The organism is Streptomyces hydrogenans, from assembly GCF_014656075.1.
GTDB classification, from domain to species: domain Bacteria; phylum Actinomycetota; class Actinomycetes; order Streptomycetales; family Streptomycetaceae; genus Streptomyces; species Streptomyces hydrogenans.
Genome location: NZ_BNBS01000115.1, coordinates 1 through 25,961, shown reverse-complemented (window position 1 = coordinate 25,961; position 25,961 = coordinate 1). Strand labels below are relative to the sequence as shown.

At 74.3% G+C, this 25,961-nt stretch carries 25 protein-coding genes; 11 read left to right on the top strand and 14 right to left on the bottom strand.

Annotated elements, in window-relative coordinates; translation table 11 throughout:
• Window positions 1-144: 144 nt before the first annotated feature.
• The 5 genes from recA to IE321_RS32880 all read right to left on the bottom strand — a co-directional run bounded on the left by recA (window position 145) and on the right by IE321_RS32880 (window position 4,386).
• On the bottom strand, window positions 145-1,314 hold the full coding sequence (recA, locus tag IE321_RS32900; RefSeq protein ID WP_190225582.1) for a recombinase RecA: 1,170 nt from the start codon (window positions 1,312-1,314) through the stop codon (window positions 145-147).
• Between the two features lie 62 nt (window positions 1,315-1,376).
• Window positions 1,377-1,880 (bottom strand): single-stranded DNA-binding protein, encoded by a 504-nt coding sequence (locus IE321_RS32895; RefSeq protein ID WP_190225581.1) that lies wholly within the window; start codon window positions 1,878-1,880, stop codon window positions 1,377-1,379.
• Window positions 1,881-2,024: 144 nt separating this feature from the next.
• Window positions 2,025-2,591 carry a zinc finger domain-containing protein gene (locus tag IE321_RS32890; RefSeq protein ID WP_190225580.1) on the bottom strand — a complete coding sequence of 189 codons (567 nt, stop codon included), beginning with the start codon at window positions 2,589-2,591 and terminating at the stop codon, window positions 2,025-2,027.
• A 236-nt stretch (window positions 2,592-2,827) separates the two neighbouring features.
• Entirely contained in the window at window positions 2,828-3,343 is a 516-nt protein-coding gene (locus IE321_RS32885) for a hypothetical protein (protein WP_043223498.1), read from the bottom strand.
• Window positions 3,340-4,386, bottom strand: coding sequence for an ATP-binding protein (locus tag IE321_RS32880; protein ID WP_226651833.1), 1,047 nt, complete (start codon window positions 4,384-4,386; stop codon window positions 3,340-3,342). Before IE321_RS32880 ends, IE321_RS32885 begins: the two co-directional genes overlap by 4 nt.
• 422 nt (window positions 4,387-4,808) lie before the next feature.
• On the opposite strand from IE321_RS32880, the gene IE321_RS32875 reads away from it, so the two are divergent.
• Both IE321_RS32875 and IE321_RS32870 read left to right on the top strand, forming a co-directional pair.
• Window positions 4,809-5,066 carry a DUF6479 family protein gene (locus tag IE321_RS32875; RefSeq protein ID WP_079021962.1) on the top strand — a complete coding sequence of 86 codons (258 nt, stop codon included), beginning with the start codon at window positions 4,809-4,811 and terminating at the stop codon, window positions 5,064-5,066.
• A 100-nt stretch (window positions 5,067-5,166) separates the two neighbouring features.
• Entirely contained in the window at window positions 5,167-6,234 is a 1,068-nt protein-coding gene (locus tag IE321_RS32870; protein WP_190225579.1) for a MerR family transcriptional regulator, read from the top strand.
• Here the strand turns inward: IE321_RS32870 and IE321_RS32865 are convergent.
• The 3 genes from IE321_RS32865 to IE321_RS32855 all read right to left on the bottom strand — a co-directional run bounded on the left by IE321_RS32865 (window position 6,203) and on the right by IE321_RS32855 (window position 8,698).
• Window positions 6,203-7,024: an anti-sigma factor gene (locus tag IE321_RS32865; RefSeq protein WP_190225578.1), complete on the bottom strand. Its 822-nt coding sequence runs from the start codon at window positions 7,022-7,024 to the stop codon at window positions 6,203-6,205. The two genes, IE321_RS32870 and IE321_RS32865, sit on opposite strands and share 32 nt — an antisense overlap.
• 148 nt (window positions 7,025-7,172) lie before the next feature.
• Complete coding sequence (locus IE321_RS42370) at window positions 7,173-7,460, bottom strand: class F sortase (RefSeq protein ID WP_229916646.1); 288 nt, start codon at window positions 7,458-7,460, stop codon at window positions 7,173-7,175.
• A 422-nt stretch (window positions 7,461-7,882) separates the two neighbouring features.
• Complete coding sequence (locus tag IE321_RS32855; RefSeq protein WP_190225577.1) at window positions 7,883-8,698, bottom strand: DUF4397 domain-containing protein; 816 nt, start codon at window positions 8,696-8,698, stop codon at window positions 7,883-7,885.
• A 306-nt stretch (window positions 8,699-9,004) separates the two neighbouring features.
• Here IE321_RS32855 and IE321_RS32850 point away from each other — a divergent pair, with 306 nt between their 5' ends.
• On the top strand, window positions 9,005-9,556 hold the full coding sequence (locus IE321_RS32850; RefSeq protein WP_226651829.1) for an RNA polymerase sigma factor: 552 nt from the start codon (window positions 9,005-9,007) through the stop codon (window positions 9,554-9,556).
• 330 nt (window positions 9,557-9,886) lie between these two features.
• Complete coding sequence (locus tag IE321_RS32845) at window positions 9,887-10,129, top strand: hypothetical protein (RefSeq protein ID WP_190225575.1); 243 nt, start codon at window positions 9,887-9,889, stop codon at window positions 10,127-10,129.
• A 377-nt stretch (window positions 10,130-10,506) separates the two neighbouring features.
• Here IE321_RS32845 and IE321_RS32840 read toward each other — a convergent pair whose 3' ends face one another.
• A complete protein-coding gene (locus IE321_RS32840; RefSeq protein WP_190225574.1) occupies window positions 10,507-12,369 on the bottom strand; it encodes a glycosyltransferase in 1,863 nt (620 codons plus the stop codon).
• 451 nt (window positions 12,370-12,820) lie between these two features.
• On the opposite strand from IE321_RS32840, the gene IE321_RS32835 reads away from it, so the two are divergent.
• A complete protein-coding gene (locus IE321_RS32835; RefSeq protein WP_190225573.1) occupies window positions 12,821-14,164 on the top strand; it encodes a glycosyltransferase in 1,344 nt (447 codons plus the stop codon).
• Between the two features lie 106 nt (window positions 14,165-14,270).
• On the opposite strand, the gene IE321_RS32830 is transcribed toward IE321_RS32835, so the two are convergent.
• Window positions 14,271-16,352, bottom strand: a complete 2,082-nt coding sequence (locus IE321_RS32830) for an MMPL family transporter (RefSeq protein ID WP_190225572.1) — start codon at window positions 16,350-16,352, stop codon at window positions 14,271-14,273.
• A gap of 271 nt (window positions 16,353-16,623) precedes the next feature.
• Here IE321_RS32830 and IE321_RS32825 point away from each other — a divergent pair, with 271 nt between their 5' ends.
• Window positions 16,624-17,289, top strand: a complete 666-nt coding sequence (locus IE321_RS32825; RefSeq protein ID WP_190225571.1) for an SDR family NAD(P)-dependent oxidoreductase — start codon at window positions 16,624-16,626, stop codon at window positions 17,287-17,289.
• Between the two features lie 340 nt (window positions 17,290-17,629).
• On the opposite strand, the gene IE321_RS32820 is transcribed toward IE321_RS32825, so the two are convergent.
• The 3 genes from IE321_RS32820 to IE321_RS32810 form a co-directional block, all read right to left on the bottom strand.
• Complete coding sequence (locus IE321_RS32820; RefSeq protein ID WP_190225570.1) at window positions 17,630-18,235, bottom strand: RNA polymerase sigma factor; 606 nt, start codon at window positions 18,233-18,235, stop codon at window positions 17,630-17,632.
• 272 nt (window positions 18,236-18,507) lie between these two features.
• Window positions 18,508-18,891, bottom strand: a complete 384-nt coding sequence (locus IE321_RS32815) for a DUF6479 family protein (protein ID WP_043223491.1) — start codon at window positions 18,889-18,891, stop codon at window positions 18,508-18,510.
• A 685-nt stretch (window positions 18,892-19,576) separates the two neighbouring features.
• Complete coding sequence (locus tag IE321_RS32810) at window positions 19,577-19,999, bottom strand: YjbQ family protein (protein WP_190225569.1); 423 nt, start codon at window positions 19,997-19,999, stop codon at window positions 19,577-19,579.
• 340 nt (window positions 20,000-20,339) lie between these two features.
• On the opposite strand from IE321_RS32810, the gene IE321_RS32805 reads away from it, so the two are divergent.
• The 5 genes from IE321_RS32805 to IE321_RS32785 all read left to right on the top strand — a co-directional run bounded on the left by IE321_RS32805 (window position 20,340) and on the right by IE321_RS32785 (window position 25,529).
• A complete protein-coding gene (locus IE321_RS32805) occupies window positions 20,340-21,209 on the top strand; it encodes an ABC transporter permease (RefSeq protein WP_190225568.1) in 870 nt (289 codons plus the stop codon).
• Window positions 21,182-21,976, top strand: coding sequence for an ABC transporter ATP-binding protein (locus IE321_RS32800; protein WP_051841887.1), 795 nt, complete (start codon window positions 21,182-21,184; stop codon window positions 21,974-21,976). The genes IE321_RS32805 and IE321_RS32800 overlap by 28 nt, the downstream gene beginning before the upstream one ends.
• Before the next feature lie 10 nt (window positions 21,977-21,986).
• Window positions 21,987-23,024, top strand: a complete 1,038-nt coding sequence (locus tag IE321_RS32795; RefSeq protein WP_043223479.1) for an ABC transporter substrate-binding protein — start codon at window positions 21,987-21,989, stop codon at window positions 23,022-23,024.
• A gap of 2 nt (window positions 23,025-23,026) precedes the next feature.
• Window positions 23,027-24,211 (top strand): LLM class flavin-dependent oxidoreductase, encoded by a 1,185-nt coding sequence (locus IE321_RS32790; RefSeq protein WP_190225567.1) that lies wholly within the window; start codon window positions 23,027-23,029, stop codon window positions 24,209-24,211.
• 214 nt (window positions 24,212-24,425) lie between these two features.
• Window positions 24,426-25,529: an NAD(P)-binding domain-containing protein gene (locus IE321_RS32785; protein ID WP_226651827.1), complete on the top strand. Its 1,104-nt coding sequence runs from the start codon at window positions 24,426-24,428 to the stop codon at window positions 25,527-25,529.
• 54 nt (window positions 25,530-25,583) lie between these two features.
• On the opposite strand, the gene IE321_RS32780 is transcribed toward IE321_RS32785, so the two are convergent.
• Window positions 25,584-25,883 carry a hypothetical protein gene (locus tag IE321_RS32780; protein WP_190225565.1) on the bottom strand — a complete coding sequence of 100 codons (300 nt, stop codon included), beginning with the start codon at window positions 25,881-25,883 and terminating at the stop codon, window positions 25,584-25,586.
• Window positions 25,884-25,961: the final 78 nt, after the last annotated feature.

The following is a 25,961-nucleotide window of genomic DNA, read 5'->3' as shown; positions in this document are numbered from 1 at the left end:
GGCCGGCGGCGCTCCCGCCCGGGGCCGGCGTCTCGTCCGGGGGCTGCGTCTCGTCCGGGGGCGTGGCGGTGCCGGGGAGCGGGGGGCCGCCCCGGTCCCCCGGCGTGCGCCTCGCGCCGGGGTGAAGGGGCGGCGGGCCGGTCTTCACGGCCCGGCCGGGGTGCCGTCGAGGAGGAGGCGGGGGGCCGGACCTGTCAGGGCCGGCGAGGGCGGCGCGGTGGAGCGCCGGCGGGCCTCGGCCGGGACGGGCGGCACGGTGTCGGGTGCGGCTGCCCGGGGCGCCGTGTCGGCCCGGGGCTCCACCGCCGGGGCCTGTGTCTTCGGCCCGATGCCCAGTCCGTCCCTGACCCGCTCCTCGATCCGGTCGGCGAGGTCGGGGTGGCCCCCGAGGAAGTTGCGGGCGTTCTCCTTGCCCTGCCCCAGCCGGTCGCCCTCGTACGTGTACCAGGTGCCGGCCTTGCGGACGAGGCCGTACTGGACGCCCAGGTCGACCAGCTCGCCCTCGCGGCTGATGCCCCGGCCGTAGAGGATGTCGAACTCGGCCTGCCTGAACGGCGGGGCGACCTTGTTCTTGGCCACCTTGACGCGGGTGCGGTTGCCGACCGGCTCGGCGCCGTCCTTGAGGGTCTCGATGCGGCGGATGTCCAGGCGGACCGAGGCGTAGAACTTCAGGGCGCGGCCACCGGTCGTGGTCTCCGGCGAGCCGAAGATCACGCCGATCTTCTCGCGCAGCTGGTTGATGAAGATCAACGTGGTTCCGGAGTGGCCCAGCGCGCCGGCGGTCTTCCGGAGCGCCTGGCTCATCAGCCGGGCCTGCAGGCCGACGTGCGGGTCGCCCATCTCGCCCTCGATCTCCGCACGCGGGACGAGCGCGGCGACGGAGTCGATGACGATGAGGCCCAGGGCGCCGGAGTGGATGAGGATGTCGGCGATCTGCAGGGCCTGTTCGCCGTTGTCCGGCTGGCAGACCAGCAGGGCGTCGGTGTCGACGCCGAGCCGCCTGGCGTACTCGAGGTCGAGGCCGTACTCGGCGTCGATGAACGCCGCGATCCCGCCCGCCTTCTGTGCGGCGGCCATGGCGTGCAGGGCCAGGGTCGTCTTGCCGGAGGACTCCGGGCCGTAGATCTCCACCACGCGGCCGCGGGGCAGGCCGCCGACGCCGAGGGCGAGATCCAGGGCGATCGAGCCGGTGGGGATGGCCTCGATGGGGGCCTCCGGCTCGTCGCCCAGGCGCATCACCGAGCCCGTGCCGAACCTTTTTTCGATCTGGGCGAGGGCGAGTTCGAGCGCTTCCTCGCGGTCCTGTTCCTTCATGGGGTCCGCCTCGGATGGGTGCGGGGGGGTGGTCGCGGCTGGCGCGCGGGTGCGCCGGCCCGTCAGAAGGGATCCGTCTCCTCGTGGGGGGCCTGGTGTCCGCTCGCGGCGGGGACCGGCCGCTCGCCGCCGTCGGGCGGGGTGAACGGGTCCTCCGCGGCAGGACGGGGGCCGCCGCGGGAACCGGCGGGGGCGCCGGTGTGCGGGGGTTTGACGATCGTCGCGCCGGCGAACCGCAGCGACGGGCCGATCTCGTCGGCCTCCAGCTCGACGACGGTCCGCCTCTCGCCCTCCCGGGTCTCGTACGTCCGCTGGCGCAGCCGCCCCTGGACGATGACGCGGGTGCCGCGGGTCAGGGACTCGGCGACGTGCTCCGCCTCCTGCCGCCAGACCGAGCAGCGCAGGAACAGCGTCTCGGCGTCCCGCCACTCGTTGCTCCGCCGGTCGAAGGTGCGGGGCGTGGAGGCGACGGTGAAGTGCGCGACCGCGTCGCCGGACGCGGTGAGGCGCAGCTCGGGGTCGTCGGTCAGGTTGCCGACGACGGTGACGACGGTTTCACCGGCCATGGCGGCTCTCCTCTCGTGCGACGGGCGATTCCTCACCCGGGCCTGTTCGAGTTCGGGTTCGACGGGCGGTCCCGTGCCGGTGGCGGGGGTGCCCGGAGGGGCGGCAGGGCGCCGGTGCGGCGGCCCCCGCCCGGGGCGGGGCGGTCATCGGTTCCACCTCGTCTCCTCCTCCCGTCCCGGCCCGGGCTCGGCGAGTCCGGCCGCGAGGAGCCGCGCCTGGTGGGCGGGGGCCCTCCTCAGCGGGGTTCCGAGCCGGGGGACGGTGCAGGGACGGCCCGCGGCGGCCCCGCACCAGGGGCAGGGCACGCGGAGGGAGCGGGCGCGCGGGTCGCGCCGCGAGCCGGCGAGGTGGGAGGGCGGGCCGGCCGGGGCGGCGGGCGGGCGCCGGACCCGTCGTCCGGAGGCGATCTCGGCCACCAGCGCGAGGAGTTCCGCACGGTAACGGCCCGGGTCGTCGGGGTCGCTGTCCGGGAGCGGCAGCGGGTCGCGGGCGAGCCGCTCCTCCCGGATCGCGCGCACCTCGGCGCGGATGTCGGAGGCGGCGATGCGGGACCTCTCCCTGCCCAGCCGGGTCACGGCGGTCCGCACGTCGGCGGCGTCCAGGTCGGCGAGCAGCGGGTGCCAGGCGTCCGCCGTGGCGTCCGACAGGTGCGTCGACGGGCACATCGCCGCGACCAGGGCGACGAGCCGGGCCGTCTCGGCCTGCAGCATGCGCTCTTCCTTTCCGCGGGGGAGCCTTCCGGCCGGGACCGGTGCGCCGCTTCCCGCCGCGTCCGCCGGACACCGGTACGCGCACGGGACGGCCCCGCGGGCGTGCCGCGGCCGTTCGGCGTCCTCGGACGTCCGGCGGCCGCGATCGGGCCGGCCGGCTCGGGAGACCGGGAACCACGCCGTCCCGGGCGCGTCCCGGCCGGGGCGGGCGGTGGTGGCGGCGGCGGCGGCGGCGGTCACGGATCCTCGCCGCCCTTGAGCGGGAGCAGACGGTGCAGGTCGAGCGTGCCGGCGCGCAGGGCGCGGGCGATGTGCTCCCGCCCGCTGGGCAGGGGGCGCAGGCTGAACGACCGGGGTTCGGAGGCCGACAGCACGCCCAGTCCCGGGATCGCCTCGCCGGTGTACGGGTCGGTGACCGGGTCGAGGCGGGTCAGCCGGGCGAGGAACCGGTGCTGCCAGCTGGGGCGCACCCGGACCAGTGTCTCCACCTCGCCGGGGTGGTTGTCGGACACCCAGGCGATGAAGACCTCTTCGTCGTCGACCACGACCGTCGGCCTGGGGTCGACGAGGGTGAGGGTGGCTATCGGCGTGTCGTCCGGCAGGGTCACCCGGACCGACTTCAGGTTCAGCTCGGCGCGGGCCGCGCGCAGCCCCGCGAGGACCTCGTCGCGCTCGGTGCGGTACGCGGTGTCGACGGCGTCGCGCAGCACCCGGAGCACGGCGACCCGGGTGGCGTGCTCCTTGAGGTTCATGCGGCCGCGCCCTTCCGCTCGGTCCGGTGCTCCCGCGTGGTCCCGTCCTTCTGTTCGGATCTCTTCTCCGGCCCGGTCCCGTTCTTGCGCTCGGTCCCGTTCTTCCGCTCGGTCCCGTTCTCCCGCCTGGTCCCGGCCCCGGATCCGACGTCCTCGGCGACCCTGTTCCTCGCCGCCGCGGTGCCGTAGCGCACGATCAGCTGGCCGAGCGTGCGGGTCTCGCCGGTGTCGTCCAGGACGGCGGCGCCCAGCAGGTTGTGCCGACGGGCCTCCTCGTAGAGGACGCGCAGCTCCTCGTGGCCGGCGCCCGGCGCGGCCGCCGCCGTGACGTAGTCGGAGACGGAGGGGGCGGGCTTGCCGGCCTCCAGCCAGTCGAGGACGGCCTCGGCGAACTCCGGGCCCGGCCGGTGGAGCACCGTCCCGGACAGCGGCTTCGCCCGGGACTTGGAGATCACCAGGGTGTTCTCGTGGTCCAGGTCGCCGACGATGTCGAATTCGTACTCGATGCCCTCCCGCTGCTCGGGCTTGAGCCCGATCTTGCGCGGCACCTTGCGGCCGCGCTCGTCGGCCTCCACGACGTACTCGGTCTTGGTGCGCATGGTGACGATGAGGTGGCCGGGGTAGGCGAGCAGGGCGTCGATCATCGCCCGCTCCTGGGGGCGGGCCTCCTTCCAGCCGGCGAAGCTGCCGCCCGCTCCGAGGCGTTTGGCCGCGTTGTCGACCTGCTCCAGCATCCCGCCGGTGCCGGACCAGAAGTGGCTCAGGGAATCGACGATCATGACGTCGTAGTCCTCGTGGGCGGCCACCGCGAGGGCGTCGACCAGGGTGGTGGGCTCGAACGTCGTGAGCGGGAGGGTGTCGAAGGCGAATTCGTCGGCGTACTTGGAGGCGCTGCCGTGCTCGGTGTCGATCAGGGCGACCCGCCCGCCGAGCCCGGCGGCGGTGACCAGGGCGGTGTAGGTCTTGCCCGACCCGGTGGGGCCGGCGAGCGCGACGCGGGCCTTGGCCTGTTCCTTGGTGGCGGTGGTGAAGATGAGGTTCACGCCGATCTCCTGGCGTCTGCGACGGCGGTTCCGGGTGGGTCCGGCCGGCAGGGGACGCGGTCCTCCTCCGGCAGGACGTGCTCCCGCGCGGCCGCCACGTGGATCGAATATGCATTCGAATTACTGTCTGCGTCCACGCTAAGCCCACAAAAGGGAACAATCCACCCTTTTCACCAAGAAAAATGGCGGAAGGGAAGAAATGTCAGAAAGAAGGCGTACAATTCCTCCCCGCACTTACGCGGCCGTCCCGCCGGAGGGAAAACGGGAGCGGGAAAGTGGCGTCGACGGCGGCGAGCAGCGGATCGTCCCGTGCGCGCGGGGCGGAGATTCCGCCCCGCGCGCATCCACGCGCGCACCGGCGGCCGAAGCCACACGTACACCCCATAGCCACACGTACGTCCATCGCTTCGCCGGAGGTCATCGTGCTCGTTCTCATCGGAGTGCTCGTCGTCGCCGTCCTGATCGGCGCGTTCGTCCTCGGGAGCAGGGTCCGCGACGAGGAGGCCCCGCCGCCGGACCCCGCCTCGCACCCGCTGCGGCCCCCCACCGACCGTCTGCCGGGGGAGACGTCCGCGTACCGGAGGCCCTTCGAGGTTCCCCGCACCGACTGGGCGCACCGGCTGCGGCCGCACCAGCTCGGAGCCGGTACGGAGACCTCGCCCGTGCCGCCGCGGGAATGACCGGCACCCGTCGACGGCGGCTCCGGCGCGGGCCGGACCGACTCCGTGCCGCGCGGCGCTTGAATGGCACGCGGCGTTGATGAAGCGGGAGGTGGATCGCATGGCCGGCACGAGTCCGGGAATCACCACGGGGGCCCTGGCCCGGCGACTGGGGGTGTCGCCGACCACCATCCGTTCCTGGGAGCAGCGCTACGGCATCGGGCCGGCGACCCGCCCGGACGGCAAGCACCGGCGCTGGACCCCCTCCGACGTCGCGATGCTGGAGGAGATGTGCCGCCTCACGGCGTCGGGCATCCCCCCGGCGGAAGCCGCCCGGGCCGCCCGGAGCAACCGCGGGGAGCCGTCCGGCGCGGGCGAGGAGTCTCCCGCCCCGGCCCCCTCCGGATCCGCTCCCCCGCCGGACCACGGCCCGGCCGGGGGCGGCGGACTGCCCCTGGGGGACGTGCGCCAGGAGTGCCGGGGGCTGGCCCGGGCGGCGATCCGGCTGGACGCCCCGGCGATGGAGACCCTGCTGGAGCAGGCGATCTCCGACTACGGCATCGTCACGGCCTGGGAAGAGGTGATGGTCCCCACGCTGCACGCCGTCGGCCGCAAGTGGGAGTCCTCGAACGACCGTTACGTCGAAGTCGAGCACATGCTGTCCTGGCAGGTGTCGACCGTCCTCCGCCGCGCCGCCACCGCTTCCACGGGGAGGCCGATGCCTCCGGTGCTCCTCGCCTGCGTGCCGTCGGAGACCCACACGCTTCCGCTCGAAGCGCTCACCGCGGCCCTCTCGGAGCGGGGCCTCGCGACCCGCATGCTCGGCGGCGCGGTCCCGGCCGAGGCGCTGGACGCGGCGGTGCGCAGGTGCGGTCCCGCCGCGGTCGTCCTGTGGTCCCAGGCGCGTTCGACGGCAAGCCACGCACTGGCACGGCACGTGGCGGGCGTGACGTTCGGCCTGCGCGGTGCCCGGACCGCGCCGCTCGTGCTGCTGGCGGGTCCCGGCTGGGCGGGCCGGGCGCCCGACTCCGGCATGCTGCGCCCCCGGGGGCTGCGCGAGGCCCTCGACTCCCTTTCCCGCGTCTACGGCGAGCCCGTGCCGGAACCGGAACGCCGGTCCGCCGCCGGGCCGGAGCCTCTCGGCACGGACCGCCCGCCTATGTCGCCGACGGCGGCAGGTCGCCCCTGACCACGCTCTCCCCCGAGTGGGCGGGGTCGCCGTCGTAGACCTGCGCGGAGACGTCGAGGAGCGGGTACCCCGCCAGATCGACGCCGTCGGGCAGGGGGAGGGTGGCCGTGCCGTCGGATCCCAGCACCCCCACGGCGATCAGCTTGGTGTGGCTCCGGTCCATGAGCCACACCTCGTAGTAGCCCCGCGTCGGCGGGAGTCCGCTGACGGACACGGTCACCGCGCGTCTCGTGTCCGCCCCCTGGTGGATCCGGACGCTCCCTTCGGCCGCCCGCGCGGCTACCGGCACGAGAGGAGCCGTCAGGACGGCGACGGCCGGCGGCCTGTCCTCGTGCAGCTGCCACCAGGTCACGGCGCTCCCGGTCAGGAGCCCCGCGACGAGACCCGCCGCGGCGAGGAGCGGGCCGGAGCGGCGCCACCGGCCCTGGCGGCGCGACCGCCCCGAAGCCGTGTCCCCGGACGGCCCGTCCGGGCCCGGGTGATCGTGCCCGGACGACTCGTCCCCGCCGGCGTGCCCGGCGGGCTCGTCCCCGCCGGCGTGCCCCTCCCGGGCGGCGGTCGCGGGCAGGCCCAGTTCCGCGGAGATCGCGTCCCACACCCCTGCCGGAGGCGGCACGAGAAGGTCTTCGATGGTGGTCGCGCGGGCGCTCTCGACGACCCGCCGAAGCTGCCGGAGCTCTCGGGCGCACTCCCCGCAGGCCCGCAGATGGGTCCGCCGGCGGGCGTCGGGCGGGCCGGCGGGCCGCAGGGCGAGTTCGGTCAGTTCGTCGGCACTGAGATGTTCTGCCATGGTCACATCACTCGGGCCAGTACGGGCGGGCGGGCGCACTCGTGTTCGTTCCGGGAGGGGGCCGCGAGGTGTCGGCGCGTAGCGGTCTCGTGGATGTCCGGCACGGGTCTCGTCGTATGCGTGGGCGGGCTTGGGGAGCGGCGAGCGGTCAGTCCCGCGTCGGGAGGGGAACCGCGGTGACGACGAGGTTGCGCAGGTACCCGCCTCCGTCCGGGTCGTACGGTGGCGCACAGGTGATCAGCGTGAGGACGGGCGGGCCCGATCGGGCGAAGGCCGACGCGGGCAGCTCGCTCTTGTCGACCGTCGCGCGGGAGGCGACGCGGTAGGAGACGGGAGGCGCGCCGTCGCGCCGCACCAGGACGGCGTCACCGGCGCGGACGCCGGCGAGGGCGGCGAATTCGCCCAGGTCCCCCGAGCGGGAGTCGACGTGCCCCATCAGTACGGCCGAGCCCGCGCGCTCCCGGAGCGGGGCCGAAGCGGTACCAGCCGGCCCGTCCGGGGTCGGCGGGAACCTGAGCGCCCCCGTGCCGGTCGACTCCGACCGGCACGACCGGGGCGTTCAGGTCGACGCGCGGGATCTCGACGCTCCGCGGGGGTGCCGGTCGGCCGGACGGTTCGCCGGCCCCTGCGTGCGCACGGGAGAGCGGGACGGGGGAATGCCCCTGGGGCGGCCCCGCCCACGTCCCGGACGCGGAGGGGGGCGTCCGGGCGTGGAAGTCCGGGGCGTCCGGAAGGGCATCCGGAGCGGACGGCCGGAGCGCCGCTCCGACCACCAGGGCCACCGCCCCGGAGACGGCCAGCACGACGGCCAGGATGCCGTCCGTCGGCCGCCCGCGGCACGGCGCGGCCCCGCGCGCTTCAGGCACGGGACCGTGCCACCACGCGGCGGGCCGTGAGGCCGCCGGCGAGCGCGAGCAGTCCGGCTCCGGCGGTGAAGGCGATCCACGCCGCGGAGTCGTTGGGCTGCCCGAAGCCGGCGTTCACCGCGGCGGGTGCGGCCTGCATGCCGCTCAGGGTCTGCACCTTGAGCGCGAGGTTCTTGTCCGCGGCACTGCCCCAGGCGTAGACGATGTTCGTGGTGCCCTCCTTCAGGTCGAGGTCGGCGGGGCCGATGACGACGTCGTCGCTGCCGGCGAGGACGACGTCGGCGGAGACGGTCCCGGCGGCGAGCTCGGCGGTGTCCTCCTTGGGGTTCTCGAGCCCCTTGAAGACGGGCTGGCCTCCCGCCCGGACGTCCACGGCGGGCGCCGCGGCGACATGGCGGACGGTCAGCCGCGTCTCCCCCGCGGGGATCTTCGAGGTGTCGTTGACGTAGGCGTCGATCTGCGGCTTGCCGTCGGCCGACAGGTGCGCGACGACGGTCGCGTTCGCCCCCGCGGGGACGTCCACGGTCTTCTGGACGGCGGGGGTCCCCGAGGGGTCGGCGCCGGCGGGGAAGACCTTCAGGTCGTAGCTCCCCGCGGGGAGCTCCTGGGGTTCGGTGAGGGTGCCCGGCTTGAAGTCCGGGAGGAGTTCGTCGCCGTTGGCGTACACGTCGACGGTCAGTCCGGGCACGGCGTGCAGGACGGACACCGTGGCGGTGTCGTCGGCGGCGGAGGCGGGCACGGCGGCGCCCAGGACGAGGGCGCACGTACCGAGGGTGGCTGCGACGAGGGCGGGGGTCCGGGGGTTCATCGCTGGTTCCTTTCGGACCACTCACTCCCTGCGAGTGAGTGGATACCTGTGCTTCGCCGCCCTCCCCCGGACGGGATGCAGGCTTCGGCCCCGACTTCCCCCTCCTCCCATTTCGACGCAACATCAATGCGTGTTGCCGCTGTGCATCGATTCGACGGACGGTGAGGGAGACGGTGCATCCCCGTGCCATAGGAGCAAGTCATGGTCTCCGCCCACCCCTCCCCCCCGACTCACGGCAACCCCCACGCGCCGCCCGCCCCGCCCGCGGCCCCTTGCGGGACACCGCGGCGGGCCGACCGCTCGACGGTGCTCGACGAGTCGGAAGCAGAGCTCGCGACCCGGTTCGCGAACGGCGATCCGTCCGCGCTGGCCACCCTTTACCGGCAGAACTCCGCCCTGGTGTACTCCCTCGCCCGCCGCGCCCTCGGCAACGCCCAGGACGCGGAGGACGTCACGCAGCAGGTGTTCATCGCCGCCTGGCGCGGCCGCGCCGGATACCGGGCGGAGCGTGGCGCCCTCGGCGGCTGGCTCGTCGGCATCGCGCGCCACGTCATCCTGGACGCGCGTACGGCACGGACGCGGCGGACCGAGCTGGAGCGCGTGCTGACGGGCCAGCACGCGCAGGCGGTCCGCACCTACAGCAAGGACGAGTGCGAACAGGCCCTGAACCGCGTTCTGGTCCTGCAGAAGCTCGGCCTCCTCTCCCCCGTACAGCGGCGTCTGGTCGGCATGGCGATCTACGGCGACATGACCCAGGCGCAGATCTCGGAGGAGACCGGACTTCCGCTCGGTACGGTCAAGAGCCACATCAGGCGCGCCCTGCTCTCCCTTCGGCGCTGGATGGAGCCCTCCGCCTGAGGCGCCGCCCCCGCACCGTCAGAACCGCTCTTCTCCGGCGGATTTGTGACCCCTTCCTCATCGGCTCCTTCGGACTCCGGTCCGACGACGGATGCACGCGCACGCGAACGACGCACCCCCGCTCATCACCCCGATTCGGATCGCCATATAGGGGGTGATGCATCCGCAAACGCGGCAAATGCGAAATACGAGGAGAAAGAGATGACCGTCAGCAGCACCAGCAACGCGTTCCTGCACGCGAACTGCTGACGTGACCTCACAGCGGACGGTCCGCTCACCCCGAGGAGAGGCCACCACGCCGCTGCCGGTTCGACCGAAGTGGGAGAGAAGATGATTGTCAAGAAGCTGCACGACGCGGGAATGAAGAGCGAGCACGCCTACCTCGCGGCTGCCGGCTCGATCGGACTGTCGCTTGCTTCGTGGCTCACCTCGCGGCGGAGCGAGAACCTGGAAAGGGCCGACCGGTGGGGCATCTTCGTCGGTGAGTGGGCGCCCACGTTCTTCGCCCTGGGGCTGGCGCTGGCGAACTACGAACGAGAAGAAGCACCCCAGGGCCTCGTCGACGTCAGCTGACGCTCCGGACGTCCCCCGTCCCACCGCGCCCCCGGCAGACCAGCCGGGGGCGCACCCCGTCCGAGGACGACGGCGCCTGCGTGGACGATCCGGCCCGGCCCCGGCGCGGACGGACGCGACGGCCCTCGGACCGGCCGGAACGAAGCCAGGCGTCCACACGGCCCGGGGCCCCGCACCGCCCGCGAGGGCGGACGGCCGAGGGACCGCGGGCCGGAAGTGAACGGGACGAGGGAGACGGTCACGGCATCTTCCGGGACCGGTTTCCGGTTCCGTGCCGGACGGCACCGGCGGCCTGCGACGACGCGGTGGTACGCGCCCGACCGAGGACGCGCGCCCGGTGGACGCGCCCCGCGCACGCGTCGGGCGCCCGGACCGCGTCAGACGGGTGCCGGCCCGAACGGCTCCGGCGACGGACCGCTTTGCGCCTTTCGGCCTCGCGAGGCCACGTCGGCGTAATGGCCCGCGAGGGCCTGGGCCATGGCGGACGCCGAGTACTCGGTGCGCACGAGACGCCGTGCCCGCCGCGCCATGGCCTCGGCGGCCTCGTCGTCCAGTTCCAGCAGGCGCCGCAGCCCCCGGCCCAGTGCGTGCGGGGACGAGGTGTCCAGGAGCAGGCCGTTGACCCCGTCGTCCAGATAGTGCGGTACGCCGCCGCGCTCGGGCCCGGCCACGACCATCCCCGCCTCCATGGCCTCCAGGACCGCGAGGCCGAACTCCTCCTTCGCGCTCGCGCAGACGTAGCGCGCCCGGAACCGGTGGACGGGGTCGGCCAGCGTTCGTTCGAGCGATCGCACGTCGGCGTTGGAGAGCGCGGGAAGAAGGAGCAGGTTTTCCCGGGCTTCCGGGTCGCCCAGGGTCGCCGCGTGGATCCGGGCGCGTGTCAGGAACTCCTGACGGTCCGGCGCACGCGTGCTCCCGCCGACGAGGACCAGGACCGATTCCCGGTGGCAGCCCGACTCGATCCACGCCCGGACCAGGACGTCCTGCTGCTTCACCGGGTGCAGACGCCCGACGCTCAACAGCACCGTCCGTCGGGGCCCCTCGGCGTACCCGGCCTTGCCGGCGATCCTGTCGAGGAGGAGACCGCATCGTTTCGCCGCGTCGGGCGGCGGCTCGTAGGGCGCCACGCCTTCCGGCGGGGCGCTCAGCCGCCGTGTCCCGTGTCCCCGGGCGAGTTGGGGGAAGTGGTGGAGGAGTTCCGCCGTTCCGCCGCGGCCGGCGATTCCCACCACGCGGTCGGCCCGGGCGACCAGGCGGTCGGCGAGGAACACCCGGTGCAGGTCCAGGCGCACGTGGTCGGGGTCCGCGTCAGGGCGGTCGAGGAGCTCGCTCATCCGGCGATGGGGGTCGGGGGTCGCGGTGAACACCAGCCCGGCACCGACCCTTCGGGCCGCCTCGGCCAGGGCGAGCGAACCGTCGTCGGCGTAGCGCACGTGAAGGACGTCGAGCGGTCGTCCGAGCGCGGACAGCAGCGTGGTGGCCCACCAGGCCAGGGCTTCGCGGTGCTCCCCGATGTCCTGCGGGCCGGCCGGACGGTCCGTGTCCACGGGAAGCCGCAGGATCCAGTGGCCGGGGCTCCGCCGGCGCAGCAGCACACGGTCCGCTTCGAGATCGGGGCGACAGGCGGTGACCACGGTGAGCACGCCCGCGATGCCGTCGGTCGAGGCGAGCGCCTCCCCGACGGAGTCGAGGAGGACGCTGAGGCCGCCGCTCAGGCCCTCGCCCGGCCGGTCGAACCGTCCCATGAGCATGGACTGGGCGACGACCAGCCCCGAAGAGGGCAGGGAGGGTCGGCCCCCTGTGCGCGGCCGGTGGCGCAGGGCCTCCAGCAGGAGGCGCTCGTAGGTGTCCGCGGGCTCCACGGTCCGGAGCCGGTTCTCGCCCTGCCGCCCGTACCGGGCGAGCAGCCGCCATGCCGCGTGCCGCACCCGCCGGGAGCCGGCGCGGGCGAGCCGGAGGAGGCCGTCCTCCGGGAGGGGGCGGAGGCCGGCGGCGGCCGCGAGGTGGAGCAGCATGGCCGTCGTCTCCGGGTCCCGGGCGGTACGGAAGCCGGAGCGCAACGCTCTCGCGGCCCGAGGCCCTCCGTGGAGCCGTACGGCCTCGGGCCACGCCTCGAAGACCGCTCCCCGTGCTCCGTCGCTCCCGGCCGCGAGCCGCACGCACTCCTCGGGGCCCGGCGTCCGTCCCGCCCGTACCCGCTTCCGCAGGCGGGCGACCGCCACGTCATGGGCCGTGGCCATGGCGTACTGGCCGGGGTGTACCGCACCGCCGCCCACTCCGTACTCCTCTTCGACCAACCGGGACAGGAGGCTGCGGGGGGACGAGGGCGGGTCCGGCCGGTTCGAGGACGTCGTCGCGCCTTCGGGCCCGGTCCAGAAGGCCCGCCTCGCCGCCGTGAACGCGTCACGCTCCCCCTCCGCGGCGGTGGGAGCGTGGGGACCCGGCGCCGCCCGGTCCGGGACAGAGATTTCCATGGGGACTCCTGGTGGGATACGTCCGACCAGGAGGCTTTCCTCGTCCCCTCCCGGCGTGGATGCACCCGGGTGCGGCGGCTTCGTCCCGTGAGGGGCGCGCGGGCACACGGCCCCGGCGGAAAGCGGCGGCCGGGTACGCGAAGGGCGAGCAAGCGCATCCGCTTCGGCGTTCCGGGACGAATCACCGGGCGGATGTTCTTCTGGCGGAGGAGGTCGGATGCCACGCGTCGCGGTGATCAGTCCCCCCTTCCAGTCGCACGCCCAGCCCCTGTCGGTGCTGGCGGGCGCTCTCGCCCGGGCGGGCTCCGACGTCACTTTCGCGTGCGCGCCCCCCTTCGCCCGGCTGGCCGAGGAGGCCGGTGTGGGCTTCGCCCCGCTGACCGTGTCGCGCAACGCGAACACCGGTGTCGCCCGGAGCACGAGGCAGGGCACACGGGAGGCGGAACGACTTGAGGAGTTCCTCGGCTCCACCCGCGAGGGGGCGGTCGCCGCGCTCCTGACGCAGTGCCGCCACCGTGGCGAGGACATGCTCGCCGACCCGGAGGAAGTCCTCGCGGAGGTGCGGAACCTCCAGGAGATCCTGGCGCCCGACTGGTTCGTCGTCGACCAGCTCAGCTACCCGGTGACGCTCGCCCTCCATTGCCTCGGGCTCCCCTTCGCCACGTTCTGTCCAGGACATCCGACGTATCTGCCGCACGGGCCCGAGGCCCTGTTCGGCGTCCCCTACGCCTGGCCCGGGGCCGTCCGCCCCGCCGCCCGGGACCTCGCCGAGCTGCGGCGGGCCGCCCTGGGCAACGACCTCGCGTTCACCGAGCGGTTCGCCGCGGTCGCCCGCGCACACGCACCGCGGGCCCCGGCACCCGGCCGGGCGTTCGCCCTGGCCTCGCAGCAGGCCGTCGTCTTCAACTACCCGCGGTTCCCCTGGCTGCCGGAACACCGGGCGTCCGGGACGCGCTTCCTGTACGGGGGCCACGGCGTGCCCCCGGAGGAGAAGGGGCCCGGCGGCGAGTGGGAGGGAGTGCTCGGCCGGCTCAGGTCGGCCGCGGGCCGCCTGGTGCTGATCGCGCTCGGCACCTTCCTGTCCGCGCGCGACGACGTACTGGAGCTGCTGATCCGGGGCATCCTGTCCCACTGTCCGGACGTGGCGGTCGTGGTCGCCGCGGGCGAAGGGGCGCCGGGACTCGCGGAGTTCGCCGGACCCAGGGTGCACGTCGCGCGTGTCGTTCCCCAGCGATGGCTGCTGAGCCGGGTCGACGCCATGGTGCACCACGGGGGCAACAACTCGTTCACCGAGTGTCTGGCCTCCGCGACGCCGGCCCTGATCCTGCCCTTCTCCAGCGACCAGTTCTCCATCGCCCATGACGCCGAACGCGCGCGGCTGGCCACGTGCCTGGACCCGGCGACGCTGACCGAGGCCGAGGCGGGCGCCGCTGTGCGCGATCTCCTCGCACGTGTCCCCGAGGGGCTGCCGCGCTGGTCGGAGACGGTCCGCCGGCGCGGACCGCAGTGGACAGCCGAGCGCCTGCTCGACGCCATGAAGTCGTCCACCCCGCGCCGGTGACCGATCGGCGCCCGGCGAGCGGCCGGGACGCGCACGCCGCGTCGCGGTTCCGCCTCCCGGCCCGGCGCCGCCGCCGGGCAGGCGTACGCGGCGGGCGTGCCGGCCGTCAGGGGCGGTGCCGGAGCGCACCCGGCCACCACACCGCGGGGCCGATGTCGCGTACCAGGGCGGGGACGAGCAGCGACCGGACGACCAGGGTGTCGAGGAGAACGCCGAAGGCGACGATGAACGCGATCTGCACCAGGAACGCGAGGGGGATGACGCCCAGGGCCGCGAACGTGGCGGCCAGGACGACGCCGGCCGAGGTGATGACCCCTCCGGTGGCGATCAGACCCCGCCGCATCCCCTCCCGCGTACCGTGCCGGACGGCCTCCTCGCGGACGCGGGACATGAGGAAGATGTTGTAGTCGACGCCGAGCGCCACCAGGAACACGAAGCCGTACAGGGGCACGGCCGAGTCCGTGCCGGTGAAGCCGAACACGTGCTGGAACACGAGGGCGGACACCCCGAGGGTGGCGGCGAAGTTGAGCGCGACCGTCACCACCAGGAGCAGGGGCAGCAGGATCGAACGCAGCAGGCCGACCAGGATCACCAGGATGATCGCGAGCACCACGGGGACGATGAGCGTCCGGTCCCGCTCGGCGGTGACCTGGGTGTCGTACTGCTGTGCGGTGTAGCCGCCGACCAGGGCGTCGGCGTCCGGCACGGCGTGGAGGGCCGATCGGAGGCCGGCGATCGTGTCCTTCGCGGCATCGGTGTCCGCGGCGTCCGCGAGGGTGACGTCGATGCGCACGCGCCCGTCCGCGACGAGCGCCTCGGTGGTTCCGGGGGCCCCGGGGGCCGCGAAGACCGTGGCGGAGTCGACCCCTTCGACCTCCTCAGCCGCCGAGCGGATCCTCTCCGCGGCGCCGGCGTCGGCGATGACGACGGCGGGATTGCCCGCGCCACCGGGGAAGTGCTCGACCAGTCGCGCCTGGGCCGCGACGGACGGGGCGTCCTTGACGAAGATCTCGTCGAGCGGCACGCCCTTGGAGTCGAGGCCGAAGGAGAAGGCGGCGCAGACCAGCAGGGCCGCGAGGGATCCTCCCCAGACCTTGCGGGGCGCCCGGTCGACGAGGGCGGCGATCCTGCGCCAGGCCGGGTGCGCGTCGTCGGCGGGCGTCGACCTGGGACGTGCGGGCCAGTAGGCGGCACGGCCGAGCAGGACCAGGGCCGCGGGAAGGAACGTCACGGTGCTCAGCACGGCGCACACGATGCCGATCGCTCCGACCGGCCCCAGTGCGCGGTTGTTGGTCAGGTCGCTGAGGAGGAGCGCGAGAAGACCGAGTGCGACGGTGGCCGCGCTGGCCGTGATCGGCCCGATGGACTGCCGCAGCGCCGCCCGCATGGCGGGGACGCGGTCCCCGTCCCGGGCTCCGAGCTCCTCGCGGTAGCGGGCGGCCAGCAGCAGCGCGTAGTCGGTGGCGGCCCCGATGACGAGGATGGACAGGATTCCCTGCACCTGCCCGTCCACGCGCACGACGTCGTGGTCGGCCAGGACGTAGACGACGGCGCAGGCCAGCCCGAGGGCGAACACGGCTCCGATGATGATCAACAGGGGGAGCAGGACGCTCCGGTAGACGAGGAGCAGGATCACCAGGACCGTCACCAGGGCGACCACCAGCAGAAGGCCGTCGATGCCGGCGAAGGCGTCGGAGAGGTCCGCCTGCGTGGCGGCGGGTCCGCCGAGCCATGCCTCCGCGCCCGGAACGGCGGACACCGCGGCATCGATCCTTCCTATCGTCGCCGGGAGTTCGTCGCCCAGGTCGGGCCGGAGCTGGACGATCCCCCGCAGGGCCTCGCCGTCCGTGGACGGCAGCGCCGGAGAAGGCGCGCCGACCACTCCGGGCGCGCCTTCCAGCGAAGCGAGCGCCCGCGTCGCCGCCGCTTGCGCCGCGGGGTCGAGCCGCCCGTCCCCCGGCGCCGTCCAGACGACCAGGGCGGGCAGGGTCTCCTCCTGGCGGAAGGCCTCCTGCTCCACCAGCACCCGGGTGGATTCGGCGCTCCGGGGGAGGAAGGCCGCCTGATCGTTGGTGGCGACCTCGCCGAGCTTGCCCGCGTAGGGACCCAGCCCTCCTCCGATGACGAGCCAGACGACGAGGACGAGGAGCGGCAACAGTCGGCCGGCCCACCTCAGGGGTGTGGACATGAGAACTCCCGGAGAGGATGCCTTGATCATAAACAATCTCAATGATGAAGATATATCGAAGCAAGACCCGTACGTGCGACCGCGGGCGAGCGACGGAGGCTTTCGGATCGGTGGGTCTTCCGGGCGGAGCCGTTCCCTGGATGCACCCGATGCGCGAAGCGCCGCGCCGCTCCACGCCGCTCCGAAGGTCACCGTCCACCCGCGGACACCTGCCGCATCCACGGGCCGTCCTCGGGACGAAGGAACAGGAGCCCACACCCGGGAGGACGGGATGACAGGTCGGAGAAGAGTCCTCGTCGTCGGGGCGACCGGGGAGGTCGGAGGTCTGGCGGCACGACTGCTGGCCGACCGAGGAGCCTCCGTGGCATTGGCGGGGCGCGACCCCGCCCGGCTGGAGGAGCGGTCCCGCCGGCTGGACGGCTGCCCGACGCGCACGTTCGATGCCTACGACCTCGAACGCTGTGCCGCGCTGGCACCGTGGGCCGCCCACGCCCTGGGCGGGCTCGACACGGTGGTCGTCACCGTGGGCGTCGCGGGCTTCGGCGCGGCGGGCGACGTCACGGACGCGGTCGCCGAACACCTCGTGACCGTCAACGCGCTCGCCCCCATGTCGGTGGTCAGGGGGGCCCTGTGCGTCCTGGAGGCCGCGAGCACCGTCGCGGTCGTCACCGGCGCGATCGTCGACCGGCCGATGCGCGGCACGGCCGACTACGCGGCGGCGAAGACCGCCCTCGCTACCTGGCTCGGAGTGGTGCGCCGGGAGCAACGCGCCCGCGGAGTCGCGATCATGGACGTGCGCCTGCCCCACCTCGCCACGGGCTTCGCCGACCGCGCGGTGACCGGAACGGCCCCGGGCATGCCGGCGGGGGCCGACCCCGCCGAAACGATCGACCGCCTCCTGGTCACACCCGTCATGGCGGGTGCCGCCCGGAGGTGAACACCCTCCCACCCGCCGCTCAGGACGCCCGCGCCCGGAAACCCACCCGCCCCTCGCCCGCGAGCCGTTCCGGCTGTGCGGCGGAGACGATCCGCCCCGTCGCCAGGGCCCCGTCGTCAGGGTGTGCGGCTCCGGAGAGCACGGCTCCGATTCCACGAAGCCCTGCCGGCCGGCCGCCGCGCCCGCTTCCCACCGGCCCTGCGGCCCTGCGGCCCTGCGGCCCTGCGGCCGTAACCGTGCCCTCAGGGCCTCCGCGGATCCCCGTGCGGCTCGTCCCGGGCCTTCGGGGCCGATCCCGACGAGCGGGGGCGGCCGGGAACCGACCGGGGGGCGCGAGGGCTCAGGGTACGGGGGCGGCCGGCCCGTCCGCGGGGGCGTCCGCCCCTTCGTCGACCGCTCCGGCGAGCGAGCGCAGCGCCCTCCTCGTATGGCTCTTGACCGTGCCGAGGGGCAGGCCGAGGCGTCGCGCGATCTCGGGCTGCGTAAGCCCCAGGTAGTAGGCGAGGAAGAGGACCTCGCGGCGCTCGGGCGGCAGACCGGCCAGGTGGACGGCGAGGCCCAGGCGCTCCACCGCGTGCGCGCAGACGTCGGGACCTTCCGGAGCGCCCCCCAGGACCATGCGGCGGAAGCCCTCGTGACGCCGCATCAGCGCTCCGGACGCGTCGGCCGCCTTGTGGACGGTGATGCCGCGCAGCCACGGGCCGAGGTCGCCGCGACGCGGGCAGTACCGGGCGGAGTGCGACCAGACGTCCGCGAACACCCGCTGGGCGACGTCCTCGGCGTCCTGGGGATCGATGCAGCGGCGCCGGGCCCATCGCAGCACGACGGGGTACCAGCGGGTGAAGAGGGGCTCGAAGGACTCCCGTACGACGTCGCCGTGCGGCGGTGCGTCGTCGTTCCGGGCCAGGCAGTGGGCGCAGGGGGGCGCGGGCGGGCTGGAGGGCACCAGTCGTCTCCGGAGACATCCGGGGGAAGGGACGGGGTCTCGATGCCGACGGCCGTAACGGGTCCCTCGGGACGAGGCCGCGGCGCAGGGATGCCCACGGCACCAGCGGACCACGGGGTCCCGCCCGCCGCCATCCCGGCGGGCCGACCGTGAGACCCGCACGGCCACGGCGTAGGACGCGGGACCGCCCTCCCCCACCGGACACGGGAACGGCGCGCGGGGGAGGGACCCTCGCGCGCCGTTCGCCTTCCGTACGGGCGTGAACCGGTGTTTCAGTCGCCGTGGCCCGTGCCACCGCTGCCGAAGCCGCCGCTGGAGATGCCGCCCCACTTGCGCTGCTCCTCACCGGGCGGATGGGCCGAGGCGTCGCCGCAGCTCTTCAGGTTGTAGGGCAGGAGACGATGCTCCCCGTCGGTGTGGGGCATTTCGGAGGGCTTCCGGTACTCGGACATCTCACCGGGGTGCCGGTCGGTCTCGGGGCGGTGCGGCTGGGTGCCGGGGGCCGGGGGCGGAAGCTCCTTCCCCGTGAGCCTGATCCCCAGGGCGAAGGCGCCGATGAGCACGACGACCACGATCAGGCCACCGAGCACTTGGGCGAGTCCGGACTGCCAGACGCCGGCGGCCAGACCGTTCACTGCGACGGCGTGGGTGTTCATGAGGGTCTCCCCAATCGTCGAACCCCCGCCGGTGAGGCGAGGCCCCGGTCGGACATTGCTCTGTCGCACCTCCGCGATGCGGCCGAGCGGCCGGGGCCGAAGGGCGCGAGGCGAAGGAAGACCAGCGTCTCTCCGGCGGCGACGCGGGACCATTCGCGTCGTTCGTGCGTCGTTGTGCCGCAGCGGTTTCCCGGACGGACCGGAAAGGTCTCGCTTCCGGCCACCGGCCCGCCGCCGGGAGCAGCGGCGCACGCACCCGACGCCGGTCCGGCGAGCACCGCCGTTCGGGTCGTCTCCCGAGGACCGCGCATCCGCCCGAAGCCCCCTCCGCGAATCCCGAACGCCCAGTCACCCCAAGAAAGCCAGGACACCCCATGGCCTCATCTGTCACGTTTCTCCCCGGCCACTACACGCCGGCGGCGGGCGAGTACGTCTGCGACTGCGTGGAAGGACACAGCTGGCGGATCGACCTCGTCGGGCACCTCTTCCCCCCGTTCCCCCCGAACTGCAGCGCCCGCACGTGGCAGGCGGCACGGGCAGCGGGGGCTCCCGACCCCCTCCCGGGAAGGCCCCAGGTCTGACCGGACCGGCCGTCGCGGTGCCGCCCCGCCCCTCGGCCGGGCGGCACCGCGACGCCGCCCGGCGGTCCCGGCTCGCCTCGGGAGCCGGCACTCGACCGACCGGGTCACCCCAGGAAACCGAGCCGCACCTGCCGTTGGGGGTTGTCCTTGTTGGTGTCGACCAGGCAGACCGACTGCCAGGTGCCGAGGGCGAGGCGGCCGGCGACGACGGGGAGGGTGGCGTGGGGCGGGAGGAAGGCGGGGAGGACGTGGTCGCGGCCGTGGCCGGGGGTGCCGTGGCGGTGCTGCCAGCGGTCGTCGGCGGGGAGCAGGTGGTGGAGGGTGGCCAGGAGGTCGCTGTCGCTGCCGGCGCCCGTCTCCAGGACGGCGAGGCCCGCGGTGGCGTGGGGGACGAAGAGGTTGAGGAGGCCGTCGCGGCCCGTGGCGGTCTCGGTGAGGAAGCCCTCGCAGACCTGCGTCAGGTCGGTGACCGTCTCCTCGGAACCCGTGGTGAGGCTGATGACGCGCGTGGTGAAGGAGTGTGACATGAAGTCATCCTGCCGTCCGGGGCGCGGGATTGCGCGTCCACGCTCCGAGACGGCGTTGACCGTGTCGGGCGGGGGTCGCTACGTTCGCGCCATGTTGCGTACAGCACTGCTCACCACGCGCGGTCACATCGACCTGCTGCGGGTGGCCTCCGCCACCTGTCTCCGCGGCCGCTGACGCCTTCTCGCCGCCGGCCGCTCCGACGGTCGCGGCTCTGCTCCTGACGCTCTGACGCCTTGATCCTCTCGCCGTACGCGTGTGTCCTCCGCGTGCGGTGACGTCGACGCGTACCCGTTCCCCGTTCCCGCCCCCTTGCCTTCCCTCCCGTACCGGAGTCTCCTCATGGCCGTCGGTCACGCACCGCCACCCCCTGTACCTCTCCTGCCGGATATATCCGGTATTCCTGATATCGAATCGCTCACTCCCCTGCGGCGCCCCGGGCGCCGGGCCGTCGTGCCGCGCTGGCTGCGACGGGCCGTCGGGCCGCTGCTGCTCCTGCTGGTGTGGCAGGTGGCCAGCGCCACGGGGGCGCTCGCGCCGGAGGTGCTCGCCTCGCCGGGGACGATCGCGCGGTCCGCCGCCGACCTGGTCGCGGACGGGACCCTGCCGACCGCCATGGGGGTGTCGCTCCGGCGGGTGGCCGCCGGACTGCTCATCGGCGGCGCCGTCGGGACGGCGCTGGCGCTGCTGTCCGGGCTCTCCCGGCTCGGCGAGGACCTCGTGGACGCCACCGTGCAGATGCTGCGCACGGTCCCGTGGGTCGGCCTCATCCCCCTGCTGATCATCTGGCTGGGCATCGGCGAGGCCCCGAAGGTGGCGCTGATCGCCCTCGGGACCGCCTTCCACCTCTATCTGAACGTGTACGCCGGCATCCGCGGCGTCGACGCCCAACTCGTGGAGGCCGGGCAGTCGCTGGGCCTCGGACGGTGGGGGCTCGTGCGGCACGTGGTGCTGCCCGGCGCGCTCCCGGGGGCCATGACCGGGCTGCGGTACGCGCTCGCCACCGCCTGGCTGGCGCTGGTCTTCGGCGAGTCCATCAACGCCGACGCCGGGATCGGCTTCCTGATGAACCAGGCCCGCGAGTTCTTCCGCACCGACGTGATCGTCGTCTGCCTCGTCGTCTACGCCTTCCTCGGCCTGCTGGCCGACGCCGTCGTCCGCACTCTCGAAAGGCTGCTGCTGCAATGGCGACCGACCTTCACCGGACAGTGACCGTCCAGGGCCTGACCCGCTCCTTCGACGGCCGGCCGGTCGTGGACGGGCTGGACCTCACCCTGGAACCGGGGCAGTTCACCGCGCTGCTCGGACACAGCGGGTGCGGCAAGTCCACTCTGCTGCGGGTCCTCGCCGGGCTCGACCGCGAGATCTCCGGCACCGTCCTCGTGCCGCGCCGACGGGCCGTCGCCTTCCAGGCCCCCCGGCTGATGCCCTGGAAGCGGGTCTGGCGCAACGTCCTCCTCGGGCTGCCGGGCCGCCCCGACCGGGCCGTCGCCGACCGGGCCCTGGAGGAGGTCGGCCTCGGCCACCGGGCCGACGTCTGGCCCAAGACCCTCTCCGGCGGCGAGGCCCAACGTGCCTCTCTGGCCCGCGCGTTGGTACGCGATCCCGACCTGCTGCTGCTCGACGAACCGTTCGGGGCACTCGACGCGCTGACCCGGATCAAGGCCCAGCGGCTCGTCGCCGAGCTGTGGCGGCGGCGCGGCTGCACCGTGCTCCTGGTCACCCACGACGTGGACGAGGCCCTGCTCCTCGCCGACCGGGCGCTGGTCATGCGCGACGGCGTCATCGCGTACGACACGCCCGTCGCGCTCGACCGGCCCCGCTCCCCCGCCGACCCCGCCTTCGCCGCCCTCCGCGGCCGTCTCCTCGCCGAACTCGGCGTCGGGGAGGGCGAGTCCGGCGCCGTCCCGGTGACCACTTCCGCCCCTGCCGGCGTCCGGGTCCCTTCGCCCAAGTCCCCCGCACACTCCCCCTCCTAGGAGCCCCCTCGTGAAGTCCCTCCGTCTCTCCCTCTCCGCCGCGCTGCTGCTCCCGCTCGCACTGCTCGCGGCGACCGCCTGCACGCCCGCCTCGGGCGCCGACGCCGGCGGGAGCACCGACGGCAAGGGCGATCTCGTCCTGAACGTCGGCGACCAGAAGGGCGGCGCCGAGGCCGTGCTGCGCGCGGCCGGAGAACTCGACGACCTGCCCTACCGGGTGAAATGGTCCACCTTCACCTCCGGGCCACCCCTGCTCGAAGCCATCAACGCCGGGGCCGTCGACATCGGCGGCGTCGGCAACACCCCGCCGGTCTTCGCCGCGGGAGCCAAGTCGAAGATCACCGTGATCGCCGCGACCCACGGCGACTCGGCCGGCGAGGCGATCCTCGTGCCGAAGGGGTCGCCGCTCCGTTCCGCCCGCGACCTCAAGGGCAAGAAGATCGCGGTGGCACAGGGCAGTTCGGCTCACTTCCAGCTGATCGGCTCGCTGGAGAAGGCGGGGCTGACGCTCAAGGACGTCCAGGTCACGCTGTTGCAGCCGGCCGACGCGCTCGCCGCCTTCACCAGCGGGAAGGTCGACGCGTGGGCGGTCTGGGACCCGTACACCTCCCAGGTGCTGCACAGCGGTTCCGGACGGGTGCTGACCGACGGGCGCGGGGTCGTCAACGGGCTCGGCTTCCAGGTCGCCGCGCCCGCCGCGCTCGCGGACGCGCGGAAGGAGAAGGCCCTCGGCGACTTCGTCGAGCGGCTGCGGCGCGCCCAGGACTGGGTGTTCGACCACCCGGAGGAGTGGGCGAAGGTCTGGTCGAAGGAGACGGGACTGCCGTACGAGGTGGCACTGGCCGCCGTGAAGCGCAGCAGCGGCACCCGGATCCCCGTCGCCCTCGACGACGCGGCGATCGCCTCCGAGCAGCGGATCGCCGACACCTTCGCCGGTCTGGGGCTGATCCCGAACCGCTTCCGGTTCGCCGACTTCGTCGACCACCGCTTCGACAAGGACCTGCCGCCGTCGACCACTCCGGCGCGCTCCTACGGAAAGGACAACTGACCATGACGGTCCACCTGCACTGGTTCCTGCCGACCGGCGGAGACGGGCGCACCCTCGTCGACCGGCACGCCTACACCGACGGCGGCATCACCCGGAACCGCTCCGGCGCGATCGCCGGGGTCCGCGCGCCCGACATCGCGTACCTGACGCAGATCGCGAAGGCGGCCGAGCGGCTCGGCTTCGAGGCCGTGCTGACGCCGACCGGCACGTGGTGCGAGGACGCCTGGCTGACGACGGTGGCGCTCGCGCAGCACACCGAACGGCTCAAGTTCCTGGTGGCGCTCCGGCCGGGCGTGCTGTCCCCCGTGCTCGCCGCGCAGATGGCCGCGACCTATCAGCGGATCACCCGGGGCCGGCTGCTGCTCAACGTGGTGACCGGCGGCGACTCCGTCGAGCAGCGGCGCTTCGGCGACCACCTCGACCACGACCAGCGGTACGCGCGCACCGCCGAGTTCCTGTCCGTGGTGCGGGGCGTGTGGAGCGGACGCCCGTACGACTTCCAGGGCGAGCACTACCAGGTGGAGGGCGGGCTCACGGCGCTGCCGCCGGACCCGCTGCCGGAGTTGTTCTTCGGCGGCTCGTCCCCGGCGGCCGGTCCGGTCGCCGCCGAGCACGCCGACGTCTACCTCACCTGGGGCGAGCCGCCCTGGCAGGTCAAGGAGAAGATCGACTGGATCCGTCGGCTCGCCGAGGAGCGCGGCCGGACCGTCCGCTTCGGCATCCGGCTGCACACCATCTCGCGGGACAGCTCCCGCGAGGCGTGGGCGACCGCCGACCGGCTGCTCACCGACCTCGACGCCGAGACGGTCGCGGCGGCGCAGGCGCTGCTCGGCCGCAGCGAGTCCGTGGGCCAGCAGCGGATGCTCGCCCTCCACGGGGGCGGCGCGCTGGACCGGGACCGGCTGGAGATCGCCCCGAACCTGTGGGCGGGCGTAGGCCTGGTGCGGGGCGGGGCCGGTACGGCGCTCGTCGGCAGCCACGCGGACGTCGCCGACCGCATCGAGGAGTACCACGACCTGGGCGTGGAGCACTTCGTGCTCTCCGGCTACCCGCACCTGGAGGAGGCGTACTGGTTCGGCGAGGGCGTCACGCCGCTGCTCGCGGAGCGCGGTCTGCTGACGACGGTGCCCGCGTCGCCGCTCCTGGCGGGCGCGGCGGGCCTCGCGGGGATCGGGGGCGGACGCTAGGCCGACGTGGAGCCGGGGCCCGGGGAGGAGCCGGGGGCGGGGTCGGGTCCCACAGTCGTCGCGGGGTCCGATGCGGGGTCCGGCGCCGTCGCGGGGCGGGGCCGGGCTCCGGCGCCGTAGCGGGGGTGAGCTCCGGCACCGGCGCCGTCGCGGGGGCGGGGCCGGGAAGATCCCGGCCCCCACCCCGGTTGGTAGAAACGTGAACGATTCTGTGGTGGAAGCAGCGGTCCGTACGGTGGACGTCGTGGTCGTCGGCGCCGGTCAGGCGGGGCTCTCCGCCGCCTTCCACCTCCGGCGCACCGGCCTGGCGCCGGACCGGGACTTCGTCGTGGTCGACCACGCGCCCCGGGCGGGCGGCGCCTGGCAGTTCCGGTGGCCCTCGCTGACGTACGGCAAGGTGCACGGGATGCACTCCCTGCCGGGCATGGAGCTGACCGGCGCCGATCCCGCCCGTCCCTCCTCCGAGGTGATCGCGGGCTACTTCGACAGCTACGAGCGGACCTTCGAGCTGGGGGTGCACCGGCCGGTGGACGTGACCGCCGTCCGGGAGGGCGAGGGCGGCCGGCTGCGGGTGGAGACCTCGGAGGGGGTGTACGCGACCCGGGCGCTGATCAACGCCACCGGCACCTGGGACCGGCCGTTCTGGCCCCACTACCCCGGCCAGGAGACCTTCCGGGGGACCCAGCTGCACACCGCCGGATACCCGGGGCCGGACGCCTTCGCCGGGCGTCGGGTGATCGTGGTGGGCGGCGGCGCGTCGGCCACCCAGCACCTGCTGGAGATCGCGGAGCACGCCGCCGCGACCACCTGGGTGACCCGGCGCGAACCGGTCTTCCGGGAGGGCCCCTTCGGCGAGGCGGAGGGGCGGGCGGCGGTCGCGCTGGTCGAGGAGCGGGTGCGGCGGGGTCTGCCGCCGCGCAGCGTGGTCTCGGTCACCGGGCTGCCGCTCAACGACGCGATCCGCGCGGGGCTGGCGAACGGCGTCCTGGACCGCCGGCCGATGTTCGAACGGATCACGCCGACCGGCGTCGTCTGGGCGGACGGCCGGACGGTCGACGCGGACGTGATCCTGTGGGCGACCGGCTTCCGGCCGGCCATCGACCACCTGGCCCCGCTCCGGCTGCGGGGCCCGGGCGGCGGCATCCAGGTGGAGGGGACCCGCGCCGTCCTCGACGAGCGCGTCCATCTGGTCGGCTACGGCCCGTCGGCCTCGACGATCGGCGCCAACCGGGCCGGGCGCGCGGCGGTGACCGAGATCCGCCGGCTCCTGGCCCGTCGACCGGACCGCCCCCTGGAGGCGGCGGCGGTCACGGCCTGAGGCGCGCCGCACCGCCGCTCACCCGGCCCGCCCCGTCACGGGCCACGCCACCGTTCACGGCCTGAGCGACCCGTCGCGAGGCCGTCCCTCCTCCGGTGACCTCAGCCCCGCCTCGGACGCGTACCGCGTACCGCCGCCCGGCGCGTACCGGGCGCCCGGATCCCCCACGTACCGCGTGCCCGGATCCGCCACGTACCGCGTCCCGCCCTCCGGTGCGTACCGCGTCCCCTCCGCCAGGCAGACGGCGCTCCGGGTGAGGAGCACCTGGGTGAGGACGTCGTGGGCGAGGGCGAAATGTCGCTCGTCCGGATGGGTGGTGAGCCGGATCTCGACCCAGGCATCGTCGAAGTCCACGCCGGTCACCCGGGCCAGCCTTCGGGTCTGATGCAGCGTTGGGTGACAGGTTTAGTCACGCGGCCTGTAGGGCCGGTG